General features: G+C 50.5%; 11 protein-coding genes. 7 read left to right on the plus strand and 4 right to left on the minus strand.

The genetic code is table 11. From position 1 onward, the window contains the following. Positions 1 to 28: 28 nt before the first annotated feature. From BST81_RS27050 to BST81_RS13505, 4 genes are all read right to left on the minus strand, one after another. The gene (locus BST81_RS27050; RefSeq protein ID WP_171974755.1) at positions 29 to 5,050 is read right to left on the minus strand and encodes a PAS domain S-box protein; all 5,022 of its coding nucleotides are present in this window, start codon (positions 5,048 to 5,050) and stop codon (positions 29 to 31) included. 258 nt (positions 5,051 to 5,308) lie between these two features. Then, positions 5,309 to 7,252, minus strand: coding sequence for a response regulator (locus tag BST81_RS13495; protein ID WP_216351319.1), 1,944 nt, complete (start codon positions 7,250 to 7,252; stop codon positions 5,309 to 5,311). A gap of 523 nt (positions 7,253 to 7,775) precedes the next feature. Beyond that, positions 7,776 to 8,942 carry a hybrid sensor histidine kinase/response regulator gene (locus BST81_RS13500; RefSeq protein ID WP_075599001.1) on the minus strand — a complete coding sequence of 389 codons (1,167 nt, stop codon included), beginning with the start codon at positions 8,940 to 8,942 and terminating at the stop codon, positions 7,776 to 7,778. A 105-nt stretch (positions 8,943 to 9,047) separates the two neighbouring features. Next, positions 9,048 to 9,371 carry a hypothetical protein gene (locus BST81_RS13505; RefSeq protein ID WP_083636853.1) on the minus strand — a complete coding sequence of 108 codons (324 nt, stop codon included), beginning with the start codon at positions 9,369 to 9,371 and terminating at the stop codon, positions 9,048 to 9,050. A 252-nt stretch (positions 9,372 to 9,623) separates the two neighbouring features. Between BST81_RS13505 and BST81_RS27055 the strand changes: the two genes are divergently transcribed. The 7 genes from BST81_RS27055 to BST81_RS28475 all read left to right on the plus strand — a co-directional run bounded on the left by BST81_RS27055 (position 9,624) and on the right by BST81_RS28475 (position 24,235). Further along, a protein-coding gene (locus BST81_RS27055; RefSeq protein ID WP_143780277.1) for an IS1 family transposase occupies positions 9,624 to 10,453 on the plus strand; the annotation gives its coding sequence in 2 pieces (ribosomal slippage) (positions 9,624 to 9,965 and positions 9,968 to 10,453; 828 coding nt in all). Between the two features lie 285 nt (positions 10,454 to 10,738). Continuing rightward, entirely contained in the window at positions 10,739 to 12,274 is a 1,536-nt protein-coding gene (locus BST81_RS13520) for a response regulator (protein WP_075599002.1), read from the plus strand. 62 nt (positions 12,275 to 12,336) lie between these two features. Then, positions 12,337 to 13,995, plus strand: coding sequence for an ATP-binding protein (locus tag BST81_RS13525; protein WP_075599003.1), 1,659 nt, complete (start codon positions 12,337 to 12,339; stop codon positions 13,993 to 13,995). Continuing rightward, positions 13,985 to 14,386, plus strand: a complete 402-nt coding sequence (locus BST81_RS13530; protein ID WP_075599004.1) for a response regulator — start codon at positions 13,985 to 13,987, stop codon at positions 14,384 to 14,386. Before BST81_RS13525 ends, BST81_RS13530 begins: the two co-directional genes overlap by 11 nt. Before the next feature lie 187 nt (positions 14,387 to 14,573). Beyond that, positions 14,574 to 15,674, plus strand: a complete 1,101-nt coding sequence (locus tag BST81_RS13535) for an EAL domain-containing protein (RefSeq protein ID WP_075599005.1) — start codon at positions 14,574 to 14,576, stop codon at positions 15,672 to 15,674. Between the two features lie 105 nt (positions 15,675 to 15,779). Continuing rightward, entirely contained in the window at positions 15,780 to 18,593 is a 2,814-nt protein-coding gene (locus tag BST81_RS13540) for a HAMP domain-containing histidine kinase (RefSeq protein ID WP_075599006.1), read from the plus strand. Next, positions 18,590 to 24,235 (plus strand): response regulator, encoded by a 5,646-nt coding sequence (locus BST81_RS28475; RefSeq protein ID WP_075599007.1) that lies wholly within the window; start codon positions 18,590 to 18,592, stop codon positions 24,233 to 24,235. The genes BST81_RS13540 and BST81_RS28475 overlap by 4 nt, the downstream gene beginning before the upstream one ends. Positions 24,236 to 24,272: the final 37 nt, after the last annotated feature.

Here is a 24,272-nt window from a genome sequence, read left to right on the forward strand (position 1 = left end):
TTGAACCCCGATTGGTCATACCAAATCTCTACAGTCCTTCCAGTTCCTTACCCAGGGCAATCAGAGGGTCAAACTTGTAGCTCTTGACCAGGTGAGTTAGAGCCCGAGCCAGGTCCTCCTGTTCGGCGGGGATCTGCTGAATCAACTGCATACAGGCACCAGGGCTGAGACGACGAATAGCATGGCAAAAGTTGGTTTTCCAGACATCAGGCATCATCGAGAAGTACTCGGCTTTGAGTGGGTAAGGAATCTCTGAGCTGCTCGATTGAAAACTGGTGTCGATCGGGCGCTCTTGCTCCTGAAACAGATACTGGACCTGCAGGTGTCGGGTAATTCCGGCAAACAACTCATCAAACTTGAACGGCTTATAGATGCAATCATCACAGCCCACGGAGAGAATATGCGATCGCTGCTCATCAAAAGCGCTGGCTGTCAGGGCAATAATTTTAGTGTTATGGATTTCCTGTTCTCTAGTTCTGATCTGTCGGGTTGCCTCATAGCCGTTCATCACGGGCATCTGCATATCCATCAAGATCAGATGGGGGGACCACTGTTCCCAGAGATCCAGGGCTTCCTGCCCATTTCCGGCCTCCTTGATCTGAAATCCAACTCTGGATAATAACCGACTGATGAGGAGGCGGCTATCAAAGTTGTCTTCCACAATCAGAATGCGATAGTTGGGTTGATTGGGGGCCAGCCCAATCACCTGTCGAGAACTCCCTTCTTTGCGGGAATGTTCAGTTGCAACCTGGTATCCCTGCACATAAAACCGGAAGGTCGCTCCCTGGTTAGGGGTACTGGTGACGGCAATCTCCCCGCCCATCAATTGCACAAAGCGACGACTGATTGCTAACCCCAACCCTGTTCCTTGCTGGGTTTTGCGTCCGGCTGCAGTTTGCACAAAGGCATCAAACAAGGTCTCAATTTCTCCAGGCGCAATCCCGGGACCCGTATCTTCCACCTCAAAGCAAAGGATTACTTTATCAGTGGTCCTTTGGGCTGAATTGGGTTCAAAACGATGGTCCCAGGATGAATGCTCCGTAATCCATGATGCATGACGATCGCCTAATGACACCCGCAGAATCACTTTACCCGCCTGGGTGAATTTAATCGCATTTCCGAGCAGGTTAATCAAGACCTGACGCAGTTTACCTTCGTCTGTCTGGACAAAAGCAGGCAGATTGGGAGCGTAATCAAAGATGAGCTGGAGCCCTTTGGATTCTGCCCGCAGACGCAACATTTCCATCAGGTTGGCCACCAGGGGGTAGAGGGCAAAGCCCGTCTCGTTCAGGCTCAACTGGCCTGCATCAATTTTGGACATCTCCAGAATGTCGTTGATCAGGTTTAACAGGTGTTCACCGCTATTCAGAATGATGCCAAGCTGCTTTTGATGTTTCTGGGTCAGGGTTGTGTCCCGATTGAGCAATTGCGTAAAGCCCAGAATGGCATTCAAAGGGGTGCGGAGTTCATGGCTCATATTGGCCAGGAAAAGGCTCTTGGCCTGGTTTGCAGCTTCCGCCGCCTCTTTCGCCTGTTGGAGATCCATCTCTGCCCGCTTCCGATCGCCAATATCCCGAATGATCATCAAAGCGGCCTGCTCGCCACAGGCCACAATGCGGACTTCCTCATATTGCAATCGGCCCCGCACCCAGAGTTCTTGCTCATAGATTTGGGGGGTCTGGGTGGCGACAGCCTGTTGAATGGCCCAGAGGTGACGGTTTGCCAGATCTGGCGGGAGCAATTCATCCAGGCGCTTTCCTCTCCGATCAATTCCTGCTGGAACCACATCACTGGTGGCATTGGTTTGGAGTGAATCCAGGTAGACCCCTTCCGTATTCACCAGCAGGATGATATCGGGGATGGTAGACAGGATGGCACGGGTCTGGGCCTCACTCTCCCGCAGGGCCGCTTCGACCCGTTTTTGGGTATTGATATCTGCAATTTGCACAATCAAATACATCGGTTTTTTCTGCTCATCTCGCATCAGGGCAACACTCAAGAGCCCCCACAGACTCTGACCCTGGCGATGGAGAAAGCGCTTTTCAATCTGATAGCCGGTGATGTCTCCAGAAAACATCTGTTGCGCCAGTTCCAGATCCAGACTCTGATCCTCTGGATGGATGATGTCTTGCAGACGCAATCCGAGTAACTCGGGCTCAGAATAGCCCAGCATATTGCAGAGAGCCATGTTAACCTCCTGAAAGCCCCCTGCGAGAGAGACCAGCCCCATACCGACCAGGATGGTGTCGAAAGCCCCCCGAAATTTTCGTTCACTCTCACCCAGAGCCACTTCCATCCGCTTACGATCGCTGATATTGCGGATAATCAACAGGGCTTCATTGTTGCCACAGGGTACAACCCGCATTTCTTCGTAATAGGTTTCGCCTTCGATCTGAAGTTGCTGTTCTGTGATCTGGAGTTTTCCTGTTTTCAGGGCTTGCTGAATGCTTTGGTATTGTTGTTGGGCAACATCGGGCGGAAGAATGGTGAAAACGGACATTTCCTGCATATCGTTTTTGGGGCGAATCACATTTACCCCACTCCCCCCAGAGAGGTTGAGATAGTGGCCTTCACCAGACACATGAATCAACAGGTCTGGGATTGCCTGAATCAGGGCTTGATTGGTGGCTTCACTCTGGCGCAGGGCCGCCTCAGACTGTTTATAGCGGGTAATATCGATCGACATCCCAATCAGATGGGTGGGCTGACCCATGGCATTTGTGATCACTCTGGCATGAACCTGCAGCCAGGAACATTGGGACGGCTGAATGGGATTGATCACCCGATGTTCAATCTGAAAGGAACTCTGGTGGGCAATCGCATCCTGGTTAGCCTGATTGAGGGCTTCTCGATCCTCTGGATGGACAAGGGCTAAAGCTTCAGCATAGGGCAGTTGGGTTGGAACCAGCAGATCGATGGTTGAAGTAAAGGTCAGGATATCAGTCTGGAGGTCACGTTCCCAGGCGATCGTATTGGAGACTTCCAGCGCCAATTTCAACCGGATTTCACTGTCCCGCAGGGTTTGCTCGGCCCGTTTGCGATCGGTGATGTCCTGGGCCAGGGACAGAATTGAAATCAACTGACCGGATTCATTCAGCAGGGTAGAGTTGTACCACTCACAGTCAATCACAGAGCCATTTTTACGATAATTGCGATTACAAAAAGTCCCCCTTGCGCCTTGATTCAGCAATCGTTGGGCCTCCTGATTGACCTGCTCCAGGTCTTCTTCAAAGACAAACTGCCAATCATGCAGGCTCTTCCCCAAGACTTCATCCTCCGACCAGCCAAAGATTTCCTCGGCCTGTTTAGACCATCGCTGGATTCGGAACTGGGCATCCCACACGATCGTTGCCAGTGGGGTGTTTTCAATGTGAAAGGAAAGTTGGTTCAGAGTTTGATAAAGCAGATTTTCGATTTGCTTGCGATCGGTGATGTCTTTGAGGGTTCCAATCACACAATCCTGATCCTGGTACTGACTTACCCTGGCAGAGATCAGTACCGTTCTGATTTCCCCTGATGCAATCCGAAACACAGCCTCAAAGTTGTGCAGGTGGCCCACTTGCTTCAGGGTTTGGCGGAAATACTGTAAGTCTTTCAGGTCATTCCACAACCCCAATTCCACACAGGTTTTCCCGATAATCTGCTCCCGGGAGCATTCAGCAAAACTGGCGAAGCTGTTGTTGATGTCTAAACAGCGCCCTTCCGCCAGGGTGGCAATCCAGGCTGGGTCGGGACTGGCGCGGAAAATGGTTGTGAAATTCTCTTCTGAGTCCTCGAGAGCCAGCTTGACCCGATCGAAAGATTGCTGGAGCTGTTCTGCCGTGAGATTAAAGGACTGAGCCAGGGCAGAAACCTCTGAGATCGGGCTGTTCTCCTCCAGGGGCTGCTGCCAGTCTCCCTTCGCCAACGCCTGACTGGCCCGACTCAGCCGTTGGATGGGGCGAACAATCCAGCGGGCTGTCAGTAGACCGATGCCCGTCGCAACCAGCAGAGCAAGGCTATCCAGAAGCAGGAGGGTACGGCTGTTAGCTTCGCTCTGGGCAGTGAAATCGGACCTCGGTACCACCACCACGATCAGCCAATCCAACCCGTATGGGTCCTGATAGGGAATCACCTGGACCAACTGTTGTTGCTGATCGACAGTCAGCTCCAGCCTGTTAGAGGTCTGAACCTGGGAGAGACTGCCCCACTTCTGAATTAGGTGGGCCGTAATGGCTTGAATCTTCTGATTCTGACTGTTGGCAGCCCGGAGGGGGAGTAAATCTCCTCCAGCTTGTTTGCTAGAAGTTGATTCCAGGGTTGAGCTGGCCAGTAAGTTGCCAGCCCGATCCAGAATGAATACCTGCCCGGATGGGGAAAAGTCCAACTGACTCAGAAAAGCACTGATTTCGGAGAGGACAACATAGGAAGCAAAGATACCTTGAAATTGCCGGTTCTGGTCATAGAGAGGAGCCAGGGCAAACATACCGAGAACAGGCAGAGCCTGAAGTTGAACCACGGGGGACCAGGTTTGTTTGCCGACAGATCTGGCATGGCGATACCAATGGATTTGCTGAATGTCAACTGGATTCGTGTAAACCCGGTTTTCCGACTTGCCTGCAGCATTGACCAGGTAATAGGTGCGGATACCTGGTTGCGAGGGTTTGACTTCTCCAAGGTAAGGCGTCCCGATCGGCAGATTTTCCCCCGTCAGTTTCCGGACCTGTTGCCGAAATGCTTTGTCCCGGATGCGCCCATATTCCACATGTACGCCGGTTTTGCTGGTGAAGCCAATAGACGGGAGGGACGGATAGGCCACCATCTGTAGCCAGAGTTGTTTGCGCACCTGCTCCGGGTCGTTTATATCCATTACACCCTGTTCCACTGCCAGTTGATTTCGGATCAGGATCTGATGGGGAACAGTCAAAAAGACTTTCAGGCGATCGCTGACCCGCTCTCCCACTTCCTCCATGAGCTGATTGGCCATCTGATTGGCAGCCTGCTGGCTGTGTCGCCAGGACAGGTAGCCCGTGAGACTGGCAAACACCGTAATCTGCAGCAGAAAGGGCACAATCAATAGCCATCGCAGAGAAGCTTTGGGGGCTGAAGATCTGGATCTGGATTGATGATTGAGCATTTACGATCGGCCTGAATAACAGAATTCAATTTGAATCAAGGCTGGCTGATCTTCCATGGGTCTTGTTTTCTGGCACGTCTTCTCTTTCCAGCCAGGTGTATAACGGGTCTTGAGCCTCATGTTAGATTTGTATCCTTCAAAACTTAATCTACCGTTTCTAATGGGGATGGGTTGATAAATTGATGTAATGAATTAGACAAGATTGAGGCCAGAGTCATCAGGGGAAGCATCTAGCAGCAGGTTCTCCAATTCGGAGATCGGCAACACCACAACAAAGCAAGTGGCGTTTTGATCACTGGTCACCCTGACTTCCCCTCCCAGATGTTCTACCAGTCGCTTGATCAAGGTTAGCCCCAACCCAGTGCCGCCGTGTCGCCAGGGATCGTTATTGGGAATGCGATAAAACTTGTCGAAGATGCGGGACAGTTCCTCTGAAGGAATTTCGACCCCTGTGTTACGAACAGTGAGATGGAGCATGGGTGGTGTAACAGACCTAGCGAGTTCCGAACTTGCCGGAGGAGGTTCTGTTGGTTGTGCGCCATCTATGAGATTGATCGTCTGAACCACTCTGGCTGCAACAGTGATTCTCCCTCCGGGGGGGGTATATTTACAGGCATTGTTGACCAGCTCAGTCAGGATGCGCTTAAAACTGCTGGGGTCAACGGTCAGTTGTGGGAGTTCTGAGGATAGTGCGACCTCTAACGTTTGCTCCTGAGCCTGGAAACGAATTTCAAAGGGTTCTAACAGGTGGGGAATATAGTCATTGAGATCAAGGAGAGTGGGATTGAGCGGAAAGACGCCCGCTTCCAGATGTTGCAGATCCAGAATGTCCTGGATCAGACGCAATTCCCGATCGCACTCTTCCTGCAAAATCCTGACGTACTTCAGTAATTGAGCCTGTTTTCCTTTAGCGATGACCAGGTCCTCTCCCAGCGGCTGCTCCTGATTGATCACCAGGGCCAGCAGGCTACTGACCAGCTTGATATTCGAGATCGGAGTTCGGAGTTCATGGGAGATGGTGCTGAGGAAGTCATCTTTGAGGCGGTTCAGTCGTTCCAGAGCCTCCACCTGAGTTTGAGCCGCCTGGTACAACTGGGCCTGTCGTAGGGCGATCGCACATTGGTTGGCCACCTGTTGGACCAACCGAATATCTTGCTCGCTAAAGGAATGGCCCACTTGGTTGGTTAACCATAAATCACCCAGCACCACCACGTCCTTCAGAATCGGACAGACGAGAATGGCCCCTGCGGCTTCTTCGGGCAGGGGATAGGCTGGGCAGAACTGGAAGGATTGCCCCTGTAATAATTGCCGGTAAACCTCCGGGGCATTGCTCATTTGTAAACGGCGTCCCTGGAACTGACCCGGCAGATTGGTATGTTCGTAGCGGATGGTGGAAGTCTGCTGATTCAAATCATAGAGTGCAGCATCGCACCGATCGGACCCAATGGCCTGGGCCAGTTCCTGAACAGCAGTTTGTAAAATTTGATTTTCGTCCAGGCTATCTCGCACCCGATCGGTGATCCGTTTTAGGGTTGCTTCAAAGTTATAGGCCAGTTCCAACTGAGCCGTACGGGCTTTGACCTGCCGTTCTAAGTCGAAGGTCAGCCGCTCCAGACTCTGCTCCACCTGCTTGCGCTCCTGAATCTCCTGTTGCAATCGCAGGTTTTTTTCCTCTAATTGCCGTTGTAGGCTCCTCAGTCTCAGTTGATGTTCAATCCGGGCCAGGGTTTCTTCCAGTTGAAAGGGCTTGGTAATGTAGTCTGCAACCCCCAGATTGAAAGCCTTGACCTTATCTGACACTTCATCCAGAGCGCTGACAAAGATGATGGGAATATGACGAGTCAGAGGATTCGCTTTCAACCGTTCACAGACTTCGTACCCATCCATTTGGGGCATCAGGATATCTAGCAAAATCAGGTCCGGCAGAATGACCTCGATCCCCATTAGGGCCATCGCGCCACTGGTGGCAATACAGACCTCGTATCCTTTGCGTTCCAGAGCCAGGTGCAACAGGTTCAGATTTTCGGGAATGTCATCCACAATCAAAACGATTTCCCGAGCGATCGATTCCATGGCGGCAACCAGTTGTCCGACTTTGGGTAGTTCAGGGAGGTTTTTTTTATGGCACTTATTCATAACTTTACAATTCAGGCTTTCAGACCCTAATTAATTGCCAAAGGGGCACAGGGACAAATTTTTAAGGGTGATTTGACCTGCGGACTGCCATCTCCTCAATCTATCTCTACAATAAAATGGGATTTTGGGTCATGCTGTCCGTCAAACGAGAGTCATAACGGTAAGAAGGATTGGAAAAGTGGGTAATCATCCTTAGATATCCCTTGATGAGCATAAATCACACAATTGTTGTGAAAGGTTTACAACGGTTGCTTTAGATCCCTCTTTGGGAGCGCCCCGCCTACCTAAGGCATGAATAGATTTGACGCACCTGATTTCCCCCTCATCTCCTCACCCTTTGTGGGCGAAGGGGAACACACCCTACAAATTCGTACTAGAGTTGTGCATTGATAGGGAGTGGGAGCGTCTCGCTCACGTTCAGATCGGGCAAATCATACCGTGATTCAGCAACGCCTTAATTCTCATTCCTAAGTCCCGGATCGCTCCCTTTAATGCCACGGGTAGACCCAAGGACTGATTGCAATTAGGCCAGTGAATGGTCAGAAAGCTGGGCGTAGCGGGGTAGGGTGACGGTGAAGGTCGTACCCATGCCCTCCTGGCTTTCTACAGTGATATAGCCCTGATGGGCTTCTACGCAGCGCTTGACAACGGCGAGGCCCAAGCCGGTCCCCTTAATTTGCCCCACGTTGTGGCAGCGGTAGAAAGCATCAAACAAGTGGGGCTGATTTTCCAGGGGAATGCCAATGCCCTGATCCCGAATTTGAACGATCGCCAACATCTCGCTGCATTCCAGGTTCAAGTTGATTTGACCTGCTGTAGGAGAATACTTGATGGCATTGGAGAGCAAGTTCGTGAAAATTTGCTGCAACAGCAGGGTGTCCATTTCTGCCTGGGTGGAATTTCCGGTGCAGGTGAAACAAATCTGATGGGAGCTGTTAGTACTGACCTGTAACGTTTCGATCAATTCCTGGCAGAAAGATTTTAGGTCAATGGTCATGGGTTGGTACTGCAGCTTGCCTGCTTCAATACTGCCGAGCAGCAGAATTTCATCCAGGAGACAAAGCAGATGCTCAACGGCAACATCGATCTTATCGACATAATGGTTAACCGTTTCCAGATCGGGCACCTGGCCACTGCAGCGGAGCAATTCGGCAAATCCCTGAATCGTTGTTAGGGGACTGCGAAAATCGTGGGAGACCATGGAGACGAACTCTGATTTCAGGCGATTGAGTTCCTTTTCCTGTTCCAGGGCTCTGAGGGCCTCTGCTTCTGCCTGTTGTAACTTGATTTGCATCCGTCTCAGTGCCAGTTGATTCTCGATCCGGGCCAACACTTCCTCAATTTGAAAGGGCTTGGTGATGTAATCGACCCCACCTAACTGAAAGGCTTTAACTTTGTCGATCGTTTCACTGAGCGCACTTAAGAAGATGACGGGAATCTCCTGGGTTGCCTGATTTTCCTTTAAGTGCTGGCAAACTTCATACCCATTCATATCGGGCATGCTGATATCCAGGAGAATTAAGTCAGGGTACTCTGTACTGACGGCCATAAGGGCCATAGCTCCACTACTGGCGCAGCGGACCTCATACCCTAACTCCTCTAACATGCTGGATAGTAGATGCAAGTTGTTCGGAGTGTCATCAACAATGAGAACATCTCCTTTCCCAGGATCAGGTTGAAGACCATCCATAACTGAAGAAGCGCCAATTAACTTAATGCAGACTTAAGTTATATCAAAACATATGGATGCTTGACTGAAAAAGGAATCTCCTCTTGATGCAATCTTGGGATGAGGTTAGGGTTGCAGGCTTGATGCGGCTGCGATCGATCGTAGACTTTTCCAGACCGTATAGTGGGACCGAGCCGCTGTGATCACAACCGCTAACCCCTCTTGGGCCAGATTCCAGGCGGTATCAAAGGCTTGTTGCCGTTGGGTGCTGGTAAACCTGCCAGTGCAGCAGTATAACTCACTTTGAAGGCGCATCCCAATCCGAACTTGGTCGTCCATCCAGAATTTGAAGGGCTGGATAAACTCTTCCCGGACCACGAGTGGATCTGGATGATAAGAGTCTTTGGAGAAGGGGGTTAACCCATCTTGGGGTTCACAGATTGCAAGCATAAGCTTCTCCGTGGTTTGGGATTAAGGAAAAAATTAAGAAATTATTGGGAGATTGGATGAAGCTACCTTTTTATTCCGGCAAAATCATAACTTACACCTTAAACGACAAAAGTGGAAAACTTGTGGAGATTACGTAAATTGACTAACAAGTTACGGATTAGTAACTCTTTTTAACACCTTGGACATTTGGTAGTGCGTCAAACTGATGTGGGTCTGGTAGAGTAAGGAATCAACGATTCACCTACTCAAGCTATGGAATGTAAGCTCTGCGGTCATTCTAAGACTCACAAGCATGGCAAGATGCCGAATGGGCATCAACGCTACTTTTGCCTGGGGTGCCAACAAACCTTCTCAGAGAGTTTTGACACCCTCTACTACTACCGTCACGTCAGTCCAGAGCAAATTCAACAAGTCCTGCAAGCTCACAGTGAGGGCACCAGTTTACGAGGGATTAGTCGGATTAGCGGGTTAGCTTATAACACGGTAGTGAGTATTATTCGACGAGCGAGTAGCAAAGCTCAACTCATCCACAATCAGGAGGTGGCTCAAGTTGAAACCGAGGAGGTGAGTGCTGATGAGATGTGGTCCTTTGTGCAAAAAAACAGAAGCAATGTCTGCCCCTAGAATTAGACCTGGGAGACTGTTGGGTGGGGTTGAGTTTAGCCAATAGCAGTGGGCTGATCTTGGCGGCCCGTGTGGGAAAGCATACGGATGAGTTGATTGAAGAACTGATGGTCACAACGGAAGGAAAAACGGAGTGCAAACAGTGGAATAGCGATGATTGGGGAGGGTATGAACGAGTCCTTCCACCAGAAATTCATCATCACATTGGTAAGGATAAAACCCAACGATTAGAGAGAACCAATGGTATTATCCGGCAACAAACAGGACGGTGGCATCGACGGCAAAACAAGTTTGGCAAGGTGTGGGAGCAAACGAAGGTGACTACACGATTGGTTGTCAGTTATTTCAATTGGATTTGGCGGCATAGCCGATTCAAAACCACAGCATCTCAACGAGCAAACTTGGCAGCAGAGCCTTGGACTTGGCAAGACTTCGCAACTTATCCAACAATTATTTGATGCACAACCGGACATTTTTTGTGAAATTAAAACATCAAGATTTTTGGGGATCGGGGCTGTTTTCCTTTAAAAAGTTGTGAAGTTGAGAGCAAAGTTAGAGAAGAATCTGTAAAGTAGCCTGGATTCAGGCTTCTCCACAAATTCTCCATTTTTTTTCTATAGGCTATAACCATTCTCAATATTGAGTCTTGTAAGCAATCAGGTGAAGCATTGTGACTGACTCTCCTCCCCTGATCAAAGCTAGATTGGTGACCCATTAGAAGAGTCTTCCGTTTTTAAAGATTTATGAGAATTTTGCTGGTAGAAGATGACGAAGGCATGCTGGAGATCCTGACCAGGCTTCTCTCTCAGCAAAACTATGTGGTGGATGTTGCCCAGGATGGGGAATCGGGATGGGAACTGGTAGAAGTCTTTCCCTACGATCTTGTCTTACTGGATGTGATGCTGCCAAGGCTGGATGGTATTAGTTTTTGTCGTCGCCTAAGGGATCGGAAGAATCAGGTTCTGGTCATGCTTTTAACCGCCCGTGATACGACCACCGATAAGCTCATGGGGCTAGATAGTGGGGCCGATGATTATGTGGTGAAGCCGTTCAATGTTCAGGAGCTAGCTGCCCGGATCCGGGCTTTGCTGCGGCGGGGTAGTACAGCAGCCTCGCCCCTGTTAACCTGCGGGGGCTTATGTTTGGATCCCAACGCCCACGAGGTCACCTATGGGGAGCAATCGCTCCAGTTCAGCCGTAAAGAATACCTCCTGCTGGAACTCTTCTTACGGAATCAGAGCCGGGTGTATAGCTACAGCGAGGTGGCGGATCATCTCTGGTCCCTGGATGTCGATCCCCCAACGGAGGCCACTATCCGGACCCATATTAAGAATATCCGCCGGGAGTTAAAGGCTGTCGGGGCCGAGAATTTAATTGAAACGATGTATGGGCAGGGATACCGAATTAATCCTGAGTTTGTCAAAACAGTTCAGGGTCAACCTAGGCCAGAAGGGGAGACAGGGGGAGGCAAACAAACCAGTCTGGATCTGGGTGTGAGTGAAATCTGGCAGCAAACCAAGGGAACCAGCTTTGAGCGAGTTGTTTGTCTGGAACAGGCCACTCAGGCCCTTAAATCAGGAACGTTCGATCGGGCAATGGGCCAACTGGCTGTTCAAAGTGCCCACAAGCTGGCAGGCTCCCTGGGGATGTTTGGATTTGAAACTGGGTCTACCCTGGCCCGACAACTGGAAACCCTGTTCCAAGCTGGGGTTAAACCCAAATCAAAGCTGACCCAAGATGTTCAGGAAAAACTTCAGCAGCAGGTGGAACCTTTAGTGGTGGCCCTGCGTCGGGAGTTGGAAGGTACGGCTCAGGAGGTTGTCTGTTTTCCAGAGGCGGAAGTCATTACTGGAGAGCTGGCACAGCTCAGAGCCAGGATTTTAGCAGTGGATGATGACCCACAAGTCCTGATCCTGTTGCAGTCACTCCTGGAGCCGTTGGAGGTACAGTTCACTGCGCTGGACAGCCCAACCCATTTTTGGGAAGTCTTACAATCAGCCCAGCCCGATCTGCTCCTCCTGGACATCAACATGCCAGGAATGAGCGGGTTCGAACTGTGCCGATCGCTCCGCCAGAACCAGGAATGGAACTGGTTGCCGGTCTTATTGCTGACAGCTCGCACCGATCGAGACAGCTTACAACAGGCGTTCTTGAGTGGTGCTGACGACTATGTGATTAAGCCCATTGCGGCCCAAGAATTGTTAATTCGCCTGCTCAACCGCTTGCGACGAGCTCAAACCCTGACTAGTCGCAGCAACCCGACGAGAGATCTCAAATAGATCCCTCCATATTTTCTTCATAGTTGATGGTTAAAGTAATGAAGCAGGCCTTGTGGACTGATATGAGCAAAACACTCCACGTTCTGTTTATTGAAGACTCAGAAGATGACATGTTACTGCTTCTGCAGGAATTTCGTAGAGGAAAGTACACGATCGTTCATGAACGAGTTGAGACTGCCGCTGCGATCACTGCTGCTTTAGCAAAAAAAACGTGGGATGTTGTGATTGCAGACTACCTGTTGCCGACCCTCAGTGCCCCGGAGGCATTGGAGATTCTCCAGGCCAGTGGTCTTGATCTTCCCTTTATTGTGGTGTCTGGGTCCATTGGAGAAGATGTCGCGGTCACGGTTATGAAGGCTGGAGCCCATGACTATCTGCTCAAAGGGAATTTGAAGCGGTTTATTCCAGCCGTAGAGCGGGAATTACGGGAAGTAGAAAACCGAAACCAGAAACGGCAGGCCGAAGCAGCCTTGCTGGAGGCTTTTAATAAGCTGGAATCACTGGTGGAAATCCGGACGGCGGAGCTGGTCCGGGTCAATGAAGAATTACAGGCCGAGGTGGAAGAGCGGATTAAGGCGGAGCAGGCCCTGTTTCAACTGGCGGCGATCGTGCAATCCTCGGAAGATGCGATCATCAGTACCAGCCTGGATGGGCGAGTGCTGAGCTGGAATCCGGGGGCCGAAAAACTGTATGGCTATCTAGCGGAGGAAGCCGAGGGGCAGTTCCTGGACAGCCTGATCCAACCGAATTCCGACTTTGCTCTCCAGGTGCTTCAAATCAAATACCCGGTTGAGACGGTTGATCATCGTCAAACGATGCATAAGCGGAAAGACGGTGAAGTGATTGATGTGTTTATGATCGTCTCGCCGATCAGGGATGCCTCCGGTAGAATTGCGGGGATGTCGATGATATCGACGGATATCAGTGATCGTCGCACAATTGATCGAATTAAGGATGAACTGATCTCGATCGTGAGCCACGAATTGCGCACCCCCATTACCTCGCTCCAGGCGTCGATCGATCTCTTGCTGACCGGCCAACTGGGGGATTTGTCTGATAGTGGTCGGCAGATGCTGGAAATTGCGGCCAATAATATCGATCGCCTGGTTCATGTGACAAACAATATTCTGGATCTGGAGCGCTTTGCATCCGGGACAAGTCGGCTCTACAAACAGCCCTGTAATGTGACTGATTTGCTGACCCACGCCATGTCAGAGATGCAGGATGTTGCGGGCAAGGCGGGGGTAACGCTCCATGTTTCGCCGCTGTTTAGCGAGATTCAGGCTGATCCAAAACGAATTATTCAAGTTCTAGCGAATCTTCTGAGTAATGCGATTAAATTTTCTGCACCCGGGGGGCGGATCTGGCTCAGCGCAGAGATTCGCCGGGAAGATACAAACCCGACTGCCAGAGCCCAGCCGATTCCTTTTCCCTATCTTTTGATTACAGTTAAAGATGAAGGGGAGGGAATTCCAATTCAAAACCTCGATACTATTTTTGAGCAGTTTGAACAGGTCGATGCCTCAGATTCCCGGCGGCAAGGAGGCGCGGGGTTGGGGCTGGCTGTCTGTCGCAGTATTGTACGGCAGCATCAGGGCAATCTCTGGGTCGAGAGTGAACTGGGTCGAGGCAGTACCTTCTACGTGGCTTTGCCACTGGGAGCAAAAAGGTCAGGGGATATCCAGGACAACCAATTCTTAGGGGTTATGTATGGTAGTTAAACGTGTGTTGGTCATTGATGACGAAGATGATATTCGGGAAGTTGCAAAGTTGAGTCTGAAAGTTATGGCTGGGATAGATGTAATCCTGGCCGGGACCAGTGGTGAAGGCTTGGCAAAAGCAGAAGCAGAACAACCCGATGCGATTTTGCTGGATGTCATGTTACCAGATATGGATGGTGTTGTTACCTTTCAACGCCTGCAGTCCAATCCTGCCACCCAACATATTCCAGTAATTCTACTGACAGCCAAGGTGCATGCCTCCGATCAGCGCCGCTTTGCCAACTTAGGGGTTAAGGCGATGATCACGAAACCATTTAAACCCGCCAAACTGGCCGAACAGCTTCTGAGTGTGCTGGGTTGGAGTGCCGGGACTACTTCAGGATCTAACTAAATATCCACAAGTTTTTCACATTTACAGCTTATTCTTTTACTGGTGCTATATCAAACACCTACCCTTGCCCTAGCCGGAATTTCCCCTGCCCCTGATCAGACTTTCCGCACTGTCGATGAAGTTAGTATAAAATTTGCTACTGTTGGAGCAAATTCCCTGAATCTTTGCCCTGGGAGAACGTATCGGTATGACAGTTAGCCAACCCCATACTCTACAAGTTGCTCATTCCGCTACTCCGGTCATGACAGATAAAGAGCTTTCAGATGTATTGTTTGTTGACCTCAGTCATGAATTACGCACACCTTTAACTGCGATTCAGGGTGCTCTTGAACTCCTCGGTAGTGGCAAACTGGGAACTCTCTCTGAGCAGGAGCGCCGAATGGTAGAGATTGCTGCCAGTAATGCCAATCGCTTGCTGCGGCTGACTGCAGCGATCGAGGGGGAACTGGAGTCCCAGGTGAGCTTTCTGTCGGCTGACGAAATGGCCCGGCTCCGCCTGGAGCGGGATCTGGAAATGGCTTTAGAACAGAAAGAATTTAAACTTCATTATCAGCCCATTATTTCCCTGGAATCCTCCTCGATTGTGGGGTTTGAAGCGCTGCTCCGATGGCAACATCCCTATCTTGGGCTGATCCCACCGGATGAATTTATTCCGCTGGCAGAAGCCAGCGGCTCCATCATTGAGATTGGAGCCTGGGTTTTATGGGAAGCCTGTCGCCAACTGCGAAGCTGGCAGCAGCGTTTTCCCGAAGCCTTTCGCTCCCTTACCGTCAGTGTTAACCTGTCCAGCAAACAACTGGCCCTGCCGGATCTGGTGGAACACATCGGACAGGTTTTGCAAGAAACAGGGCTGAGTTCCCAGAGCCTCGTTCTGGAAATCACTGAAAGTGCCGTCGTAGAGAATTCCAAAACGGCCAAGCAGGCTTTGGAACGGATTCAAAATCTGGGGGTACGGGTTTATATCGATGACTTTGGGACAGGCTATTCCTCCCTGAGCCGATTATATGAATTGCCCCTGGATGTCTTGAAGATTGATCGCTCCTTTGTCCAGCAATTGAACTCCCAGAGTGGCGAGCATCTGGTGCGGGCGATCGTGAACCTGGCGCACAATCTAGGAATGGAGGTCATTGCTGAAGGGGTGGAAATGGTTGAACAGGTGATGAAACTGCGATTGTTAGGGTGTAATCGGGTTCAAGGTTATTTCTTTGCCAAACCCCTCTCCCAGGATGACCTGGCTGAACTTGTTTGTGAATTACCCTCTAACACTTTGTGGCAGCCGGTTTCATAAACTTTTACTGATAAGCCAGCGATGAGGAAGAGGCGGCTTTGGCTTAGGTTATCTCCTGGCAAAACGCCCAGTCTGCCATTAAGGGTTGCACTGGTTGTTCCGTTTGTGTTTCAGATCTCGATCGCTGTGGGGCTGACCGGATATTTATCTCTCCGCAATGGGCAGAAGGCGGTTGATGATGTCACCATTCAGCTCCGGAATGAAATCAGCAATCGGGTTCAAAAGCATCTGGATACCTATCTAGCTACCCCTCACCAGATCAATCAGATCAACCTGGCTGCGGCTGAAATGGGGCTGCTTAATCTGGATGATTTTCAGAAAACAGGTCAATACTTCTGGAAACAGATGCAGATCTTTCAGGTGGGGTACAACAACTTTGCCACAACCACCGGTGAATTTATTGGGGTAGAACGAACGGATAAGGGGGAACTCCTGATCAACGAAGTCTCCCAGCGGGCTACCAGGGGCAAGTTATATGTCTATCAGACAAATTCCCAGGGCGATCGGGTCCAGCGGCAGGCTGTCAAGGACTACGATCCTCGTCAGGAAGCCTGGTATGCCGATGCTGTGGAGGTTAGGCGTCCCGTCTGGAGCAAGATTTACCAGTGGGAAGATAAACCGGAAGTACTTTCTCTTTCAGCCAGCTATCCGGTTTACGGGAAGAACCATACCCTGATTGGGGTCATTGGGGTGGATTTAATTTTGTCCCAGATCAGTGAATTTTTGAATGGTTTGGATGTGGGTCAGTCGGGGAAAATCCTGATCCTGGAACGGGATGGCCTACTCGTGGCCAGTTCTGAAATCGATCGGCCCTTTGTGCTGGTCGATCGACAGGCCAGGCGACTCAGGGCGGTAAAAAGTAGTGATCCGCTGATCCAGGCAACGGCACTATCCCTGACCGAAAAATTTGCCGATTTGAGGCAGATCCGGAGCAGTCAGCAATGGGAGTTCAGAACAGCAGAAGGGGCGCGGCAGTTCGTCCAGGTGACGCCATGGCGGGATTCCTTCGGGCTGAACTGGTTGATCGTTGTCATGCTTCCAGAAGCAAACTTCATGGAACAAATTCATGCCAGCACCCGCACCACTATTCTGCTTTGTCTGCTGGCGTCCCTGGTGGCTTTCTTGATGAGCTTAAAAACAGCCCAATGGATTACAACCCGGATCGTTCAGTTGATTACCGCCAGTCAGAAGATTGCCAGCGGGGACTATGATCAAAAAGTTGCCATCAGCGGGCTGCAAGAGCTGGAGGCTCTGGCCTGTTCATTTAACCAGATGAGTCAGGAGATTCGGCAGTCCCATGCGCAACTGGCGGACTACTCCCGATCCTTAGAGCAGAAAGTAAAGCGGCGCACCCAGCGACTGGAGCAGGAGGTGCGTAAAAGTACCCTGGCCTATCGGGATCTCCAGAAAACGGAACGGGCGTTACGACGGAGCGAAGCTCACCTGGTGGCAGCTCAACGGGTTGCCCATATTGGTAGTTGGGAGTTTGATGTGATCAAGGGAAAGATGAGCTGGTCCCAGGAGCTCTTCCACATTTTTGGCCTAGACCCCGACCAGCCAGAACCGACCTATCTTGAATTTCTCCGTCGCATCCTTCCGGAGGATCGATCGCTCTTCCATCGGGCCATTCGGCAAATCTATGCTTCCAGAACCAGTGTTCGTCTGGAATACCGGATTGTGCGACCAGATGGCTCAATTCGACACCTGGAAGGACGGGGTAAAGTGGTTCTGAATGCGCAGCAAAAGGTAGCCAAACTTTTTGGTACGGGGTTGGATATTACAGCGCTGAAGCAAACCGAGCGGGAGTTACAACAGGCTAAAGAAGCTGCCGAGGCGGCCAGCCGTGCTAAAGGAGCTTTTTTGGCCCACATGAGTCATGAACTGCGAACACCGCTCACCGCTATTCTTGGCTTCTGCGATCTGATGGCGATTCCCCAGGTTAGCCCCGCCCTCCAAAAGGAATATCTTACAATCATCAAGCGTAGTGGGGAACATCTGCTGGAACTGATCAACTACGTGCTGGACATGTCCAAGATTGAGGCAGGGCGAATTACCTTCAATGCCTGTGTGTTTAGTCTGCACCAATTGTTATGGGATCTGCAGGGACTGTTTAGTTTCAAGGCTAGCAATAAAAAAATTAACCTGGTGATTGACTACGCACCCAGTCTTCCAGACCTGATTTATACGGATGAACTGAAGCTCAGGCAGGTTTTGATCAATCTACTCAGTAATGGCATTAAATTTACTCAGCAAGGGTGGGTGATTCTGCGGGTATCTGTTATAGGTCATCTGTCCCCCGTCAATAGTCATTCGTCATTTGTTAATAGGTTTGAACCCAATCCAGATCAAACGACCCATGACCAAGAACAAATGGCCAATGACCAATTAACCATTTCCTTTGCGGTAGAAGATACGGGTCCAGGAATTTCATTAGAGGATTGCGATCGTCTGTTTGAACCCTTTACCCAGGCGACAGTAGGTAAGTTTTCTCAAGAGGGGACGGGGTTGGGGCTGGCCATCAGTCGTCAGTTTGTGCGTTGCCTGGGGGGAGAGATCAGGGTTGGCAGTGAAGTGAATCGAGGGAGCCGATTTTACTTTGAAATTCCCGTTCAATTGGGCAATGTAACGCAGTCCTTAATTTTGGCAGAGGGTGCTCTCAAACATCAGACGCTGGAGCAGGATATCCATTCAGCAGGTCTTGAGGCTTTTGATTTTCCAAGTTCCGTATCAATGCTGGCTGAATGGCAGGTCAATTTTCGGCAGGCAATCCTGGAAGGGGATTTAGAGACCATCCTGGATCTGATTCAGCAGATTGAGGAACAACATTCAGGTCTGGCTCAGCAATTAACCCAGCTGGCTAACCAGTTTCAATATGATCAGCTATTGGCCTTAATGCAACAGGTGGAGGGGAGAGGATGAGCCAGACGCAAACCCTACGATCACAGGAAAATATTCTGGTGGTTGATGATAACCCCACCAATTTAAAGCTCCTGTCTAAAATGCTCTCCAGTCGGGGATATAAAGTGCGGTTTGCACCTGGTGGGGAGTTTGCCCTCAATTCGATTCAGGCGAAGCAACCTGATCTGATTTTGCTGGATATTATGATGCCGGGTCTGGATGGCTATGAATTGTGCCAGCGACTGAAAGCGGATGCTCTGACCCAGGAGATCCCGGTCATTTTTATCAGTGCCATGGATGAGCCGTTAGATAAGTTAAAAGCCTTTTCAGTGGGAGGAGTAGATTACATTACCAAACCCTTTCAAGCCCAGGAAGTGGTGATTCGCATTGAAAACCAGCTTCGGATTCAACGATTGCAACGCCAGTTGATCGAGCAAAATCAGCAACTGATTCAGGGAATTCAGGTTCGCGATCGGGCGCTGCGTGACCGTCAAAAGGCAGAGGAAAGCCTCCACAAAACCTCATCCCGCCTGGCCACATTGATCGGAAATCTGCAGGCAGCGGTTTTGGTAGAAGATGAGACCCGCCGGATTGCCCTGGTGAACCAGGACTTTTGCACCTTATTTGGGATTCCCGTTCCACCCCAGGCCCTCCTGGGGACAGACTGTTCCGATGTCGCGCAACAGTACAAGTATTTATTCCTTGAACCCAACCAGTTTGTACAACGGATTGATCAGGTTCTGGAGCAGAGACAACCCATCGTAGCGGAGGAAATCCGTCTGGCCGATGGCCGTTACGTTGAACGGGATTACATTCCCATTTTTGAACATCAGCATTACCAGGGGCATCTGTGGCAGTATCGGGATATTACCCCCCGGAAAACGGCTGAAGCTGAACTCTTGAAAAAATCTACTGCCCTGGCGGAGTTCAGTGCTAGTTTGCAGCAGCTCCACCGAATTAACATGGCAGATTTCAATACCTTGGAATCGTTGTTTGCAGACTATTTGCAGACAGGCTGTCATGTACTTCAGTTCTCGGCTGGGGCCATTGGTCAGGTGGAGGGGCAAACCTATTCCTTCCTGGCTCTGCAGTCTGAGTTAGAGTCCTTAGTTCCTGGGCTCAAAATCCAACTTGCTGATGCCTACTGTGGCAAGGTGGTGGAGCAGGGGCGCACCCTCTCTTTCCACCATATTGCTCAACACCCGGAAATGAGCTGCCATCCCCTTTATGTCAGCTTGAAGCTGGAATCTTACATTGGGACGCCAATCTGGGTCGATGGAAACATTTATGGCACCCTCTGTTTTTTCTCAACTCAGGTTCGTGAACAGGGCTTTGAAGGCCATGAAAGAGAGATTATTGAGCTGATGGCCCAGAGCATGGGCAAATTTATCAGTGCCCGGCAGGCTGAGATCAAGCGGCAAGAGGCAGAAGAAAATTTAAGGAAAAGTGAAGAACGCTGGCAACTGGCGATCCAGGCCAGTAAAGATGGAATTTATGATGTCAATTTCCAGACGGGAGAAGTCTTTTATTCCACCCGCTGGAAGGAAATGCTGGGATATGAGGAACAAGAGATTACCAGTGCCCATCAGGAGTGGATCACGCGCATCCATCCGGATGATGTGGCCTGGGTCATGCAGGCCGATCGGGCGCACCTGGATCGGAAAACCCCCTACTTTATGGAGGAATATCGCCTGCGCTGTAAGGACGGCAGCTATAAATGGGTCCTTGATCGGGGGCAGGTGCTCTGGGATGAACAGGGAAAGCCAATTCGCTTTTTGGGTTCTCATACGGATATCAGCGATCGCAAACAGCAAGAAGAGGCCATCCGACAGGCCCAGTTATTTCTGGATTCGATCATCGATAATATTCCAGACATGATCTTTGTGAAAGACGCGGCTGATCTACGGTTTGTGCGCTTCAATAAAGCCGGTGAAGAACTTCTGGGTTACAGCCGCGATACCTTAATGGGTAAGAATGACTACGACTTTTTCCCGCCGGAGGAGGCGGATTTTTTTGTTGCCAAAGATCGGGATGTTTTGGCTACCAAAAAGCTCTGTGATGTTGCGGAAGAACCGATTCAAACCCGGCATCAGGGAGTCAGAATTCTGCATACGAAGAAACTACCGATTCTGAATAGCCTGGGGAGCCCTCAATACTTGCTGGGGATTTCTGAGGACATCACCGAGCGCAAACGGGCAGAGGAGGCACTGGCAAAACGGGAGAGATATCTGGCGGCTCTGGTAGAGATCCAGCGTCACTTATTGGCTTATCACAATATTACCCAATCCTACCGGGACATTCTGACCTTGTTGGGGCAGGCATCAGAGGCTTCCCGGGTTTATTTGTTTAAGAATCATCGGGATAGTGCGGGCAACCTGCACATGAGCCAGCAAGCTGAGTGGTGTGCAGAGGGAATTCATCCCGAAATCCATAATCCCGTGATGCAAAATCTTGCCTACGATCGGTTTTTCCCGCGCTGGGCAGAAATTCTGGGCAAGGGACAGAAGATTAGTGGCTTGGTGGCGGACTTTCCCGAGTCGGAGCGGCTGATTTTAGAGCCCCAGAATATTTTGTCACTCCTGGTCCTGCCGCTGATTGTGAACGGTGAGTTTTGGGGCTTTATCGGGTTCGACAATTGTGTGGAGGCCCGACTTTGGGATGGGTCAGAAACCAGTCTTCTGGTGGCCGCAGCTTGGGCTATTTCCCTGCATCAGGAGCGGTGTCAGGCTGAAAAGGCCCTCTCCCAGTCCCGCCAGTTTCTCAACAGCATTGTGGAAAATATTCCCTTGGCGCTATTTGTGAAAGATGTCAGGGATGATTTTCGCTATGTGCTTTGGAATCGGGCAGCGGAAGACATGTATGGCATTTCTCGGGAACAGGCGATCGGCTACAACAGCTATAACTGGCTGGATCTAGAATCGGCTCAGCGATATGAACGGGAAGATCGGGCGGTGATTGCCGGGGGCGTCCCGATCTTTATTGAGGATGTGTTTGCCAAGCCTCGGGAACGAGCCATTCATCAACGCATGATTAAGGTGCCCCTGGTTTCAGAACAGGAGCAGACTACCCATATCGTTTGTATTGGGGAAGATATCACTGAAAGCAATCGCCAGATGGCGGCTCTGCGATTGATTGTGGAAGGGACTGCTGCCAAGACCGGGACTGAATTTTTCCGCTGCCTGGTGCGCTATCTGGCTCAGGTTCTGGAAGTTCGTTATGCTTTGGTGACCCGGTTTGTGGATGCGGCTAAAACCCGGGTGCGGACCCTGGCCTTCTGGCAAGGGGAGGATTTTGGTCAGGACTTTGACTATGACCTGGTGGGCACTCCCTGTGAACAGGTTCTAACGGGAGATGTCATCTTTTACTCCGATCATATCCAGACCCAGTTTCCCAATTATGAGCATCTGGTTGAATTGGGGGTCGAAAGCTATCTGGGCATCCCGTTAATGGACTCGACGGGAGAAATTCTGGGGCACTTAAAGGTTCTAGACACCAAGCCCATGGTTAAAGATCAGACAACAGAACTGATCTTCAGGATTTTTGCCGCCCGAGCTGGTGCTGAACTGGAACGTAAACTATTCGAAGATGCCCTGTTGGAGAGCGCAGAACGGGAGCGGGCAACCCTGCGCGTGGTGGAGCGAATGCGCCAGACTTTGGATCTTGAGCAGATTTTTACTGCAACAACCGAGGAACTGCGACAACTTTTGAAATGCGATCGGGTGGCCATTTACCGTTTCAATTCTGATTGGACCGGGGAATTTGTCGCAGAAGCGATCGGAGAGAGCTGGTGCTCTGTCCTGGAGGCTCAGTACTGTGATCCCATCTTGAACCCCAGTGTTAGAAGTTGCCTGGCTGGTCAATTTGAACAGGTCTTCCAGATGAACAGTGGCTCACAACAGATGCAACCCGACCTCAGCTCCCCCCCAATGAGTTTTGTTGTCGAAGATACCCATCAGGCTGAATTTACCAACTGTGCTGTGGATGTGGCGCAGCATCTTAGAATCCAGGCTTACACGATCGTCCCCATCTTTAAGTCAGAAGTGCTGTGGGGGTTACTGGCCGTTTACCAGAACTCTGGACCCCGACAGTGGAAAACCAATGAGGTCAATCTGGTCACCCACGTCAGTCACCAGCTCGGGATTGCCCTCCATCAAGCTCAGTTATTTGCCCAAGTTCGCAAACAATCCCTAGAACTGGAGCAGGCCAGAGATGCAGCGGAAGCGGCTAGTCGGGCTAAGAGTGAGTTTCTGGCCAATATGAGCCACGAACTTCGGACCCCGCTGAATGCCATCCTGGGATTTACACAGGTGATGAGCCGGGATCACGGGCTGTTGCAACAACATCAGGAGCATCTCAGTATTATTAACCGCAGTGGACAGCACTTACTGGAACTCATTAATGATGTACTGGAAATGTCAAAGATCGAGGCAGGCAGAATCAAGCTCAATCAAACAGACTTTGACCTCTATTATTTGCTGAACATGCTAGAAGATTTGCTCCGGCCTAGGGCAACGGCAAAGCAACTGAACTTCATTTTCGATCGAGCCGCCGATGTTCCTCAATACATTGTCACTGATGAGGTGAAACTGCGGCAGGTATTGCTCAATCTCTTGTCTAATGGGATTAAGTTTACGCAGGCAGGTACGGTCGCGCTGCAGGTGTCATGGGTCAATCGTTCTGAATCCGATCTAAAACAGAGGACCCAGGGTAGCCCGGTGACCCTTACCTTTGAAGTGAGAGATACGGGCTCTGGTATTGCGCGGGAAGATATGCAGCGGTTGTTCAGACCCTTTGAACAAACTCGTTTGGGGCAACAGATCCATGAGGGAACAGGGTTAGGGCTGGCTATCAGTCATAAGTTCATCCACCTGATGGGGGGAAAGATCGAGGTTGAGAGTACCCTTGGAGAAGGCAGTTGCTTCCGATTCACTATCCAGGCTCACTTAGCCGGGGCCAGAGAACCGTCGGCCCTCTCATCACCGGATCGAGTTTTGCGGTTGGCTCCTGATCAGCCACCCTATCGGCTTTTGGTGGTGGAAAACCGCTGGGAGAATCAGAAGCTTCTGATGGAACTGTTGCTTCCCCTTGGCTTTGAAGTGTATGAGGCCCGAAATGGGCTGGAAGGAATTGTGGCCTGGGAGCAGCATGACCCTCACCTGATTTTGATGGACATTCAAATGCCGGTGATGGATGGGTATGAGGCTACCAAGCGGATTAAAGCAACTGCCAAAGGGAAGGATACGATCGTGATTGCGGTTACTGGGAGTGCTTTTGAGGAAGACTGTGCTGCAGTTATGGCTGCAGGCTGCGATGATATTATTCGAAAGCCTTTTCAGGAAGATGTCCTTCTGGCCAAAATCGCTGAACATTTGGGCGTTCGTTACCTTTACGCAGAAAAGTCTGGCATTGAGGTGAATCGGACTGATGCCATACAACCGCTGGTTCTGAATTCTGAATCCTTGAGAGTTATGCCCGATTCGTGGATTAATCAACTCTATAGAGCGTCTAGTGGATGCAGTAAGCGGCAGGTTTCCCAGTTAATTGCTCAGATTCCAACCGCCCATGTTGATCTCGCTCACGCCCTGGGAGACTTAATGAATAACTTTAACTTTGAAGAAATTATGCAATTGTGTACCCATTGTTTGGGAATACAGATTAAGTGACATGCTCCGATTAATCTTACTTTCTGGCTCATGTGAT

Source organism: Leptolyngbya sp. 'hensonii', assembly GCF_001939115.1.
Classification (GTDB): domain Bacteria; phylum Cyanobacteriota; class Cyanobacteriia.

What these genes read in the sequence shown, in the direction of transcription:
- BST81_RS13495 (WP_216351319.1), bottom strand. Translation starts at nt 7,252, where the DNA reads ATGAATAAGTGCCATAAAAAAAACCTCCCTGAACTACCCAAAGTCGGA.
- BST81_RS13500 (WP_075599001.1), bottom strand. Translation starts at nt 8,942, where the DNA reads ATGGATGGTCTTCAACCTGATCCTGGGAAAGGAGATGTTCTCATTGTT.
- BST81_RS13505 (WP_083636853.1), bottom strand. Translation starts at nt 9,371, where the DNA reads ATGCTTGCAATCTGTGAACCCCAAGATGGGTTAACCCCCTTCTCCAAA.
- BST81_RS13520 (WP_075599002.1), top strand. Translation starts at nt 10,739, where the DNA reads ATGAGAATTTTGCTGGTAGAAGATGACGAAGGCATGCTGGAGATCCTG.
- BST81_RS13525 (WP_075599003.1), top strand. Translation starts at nt 12,337, where the DNA reads ATGAGCAAAACACTCCACGTTCTGTTTATTGAAGACTCAGAAGATGAC.
- BST81_RS13530 (WP_075599004.1), top strand. Translation starts at nt 13,985, where the DNA reads ATGGTAGTTAAACGTGTGTTGGTCATTGATGACGAAGATGATATTCGG.
- BST81_RS13535 (WP_075599005.1), top strand. Translation starts at nt 14,574, where the DNA reads ATGACAGTTAGCCAACCCCATACTCTACAAGTTGCTCATTCCGCTACT.
- BST81_RS28475 (WP_075599007.1), top strand. Translation starts at nt 18,590, where the DNA reads ATGAGCCAGACGCAAACCCTACGATCACAGGAAAATATTCTGGTGGTT.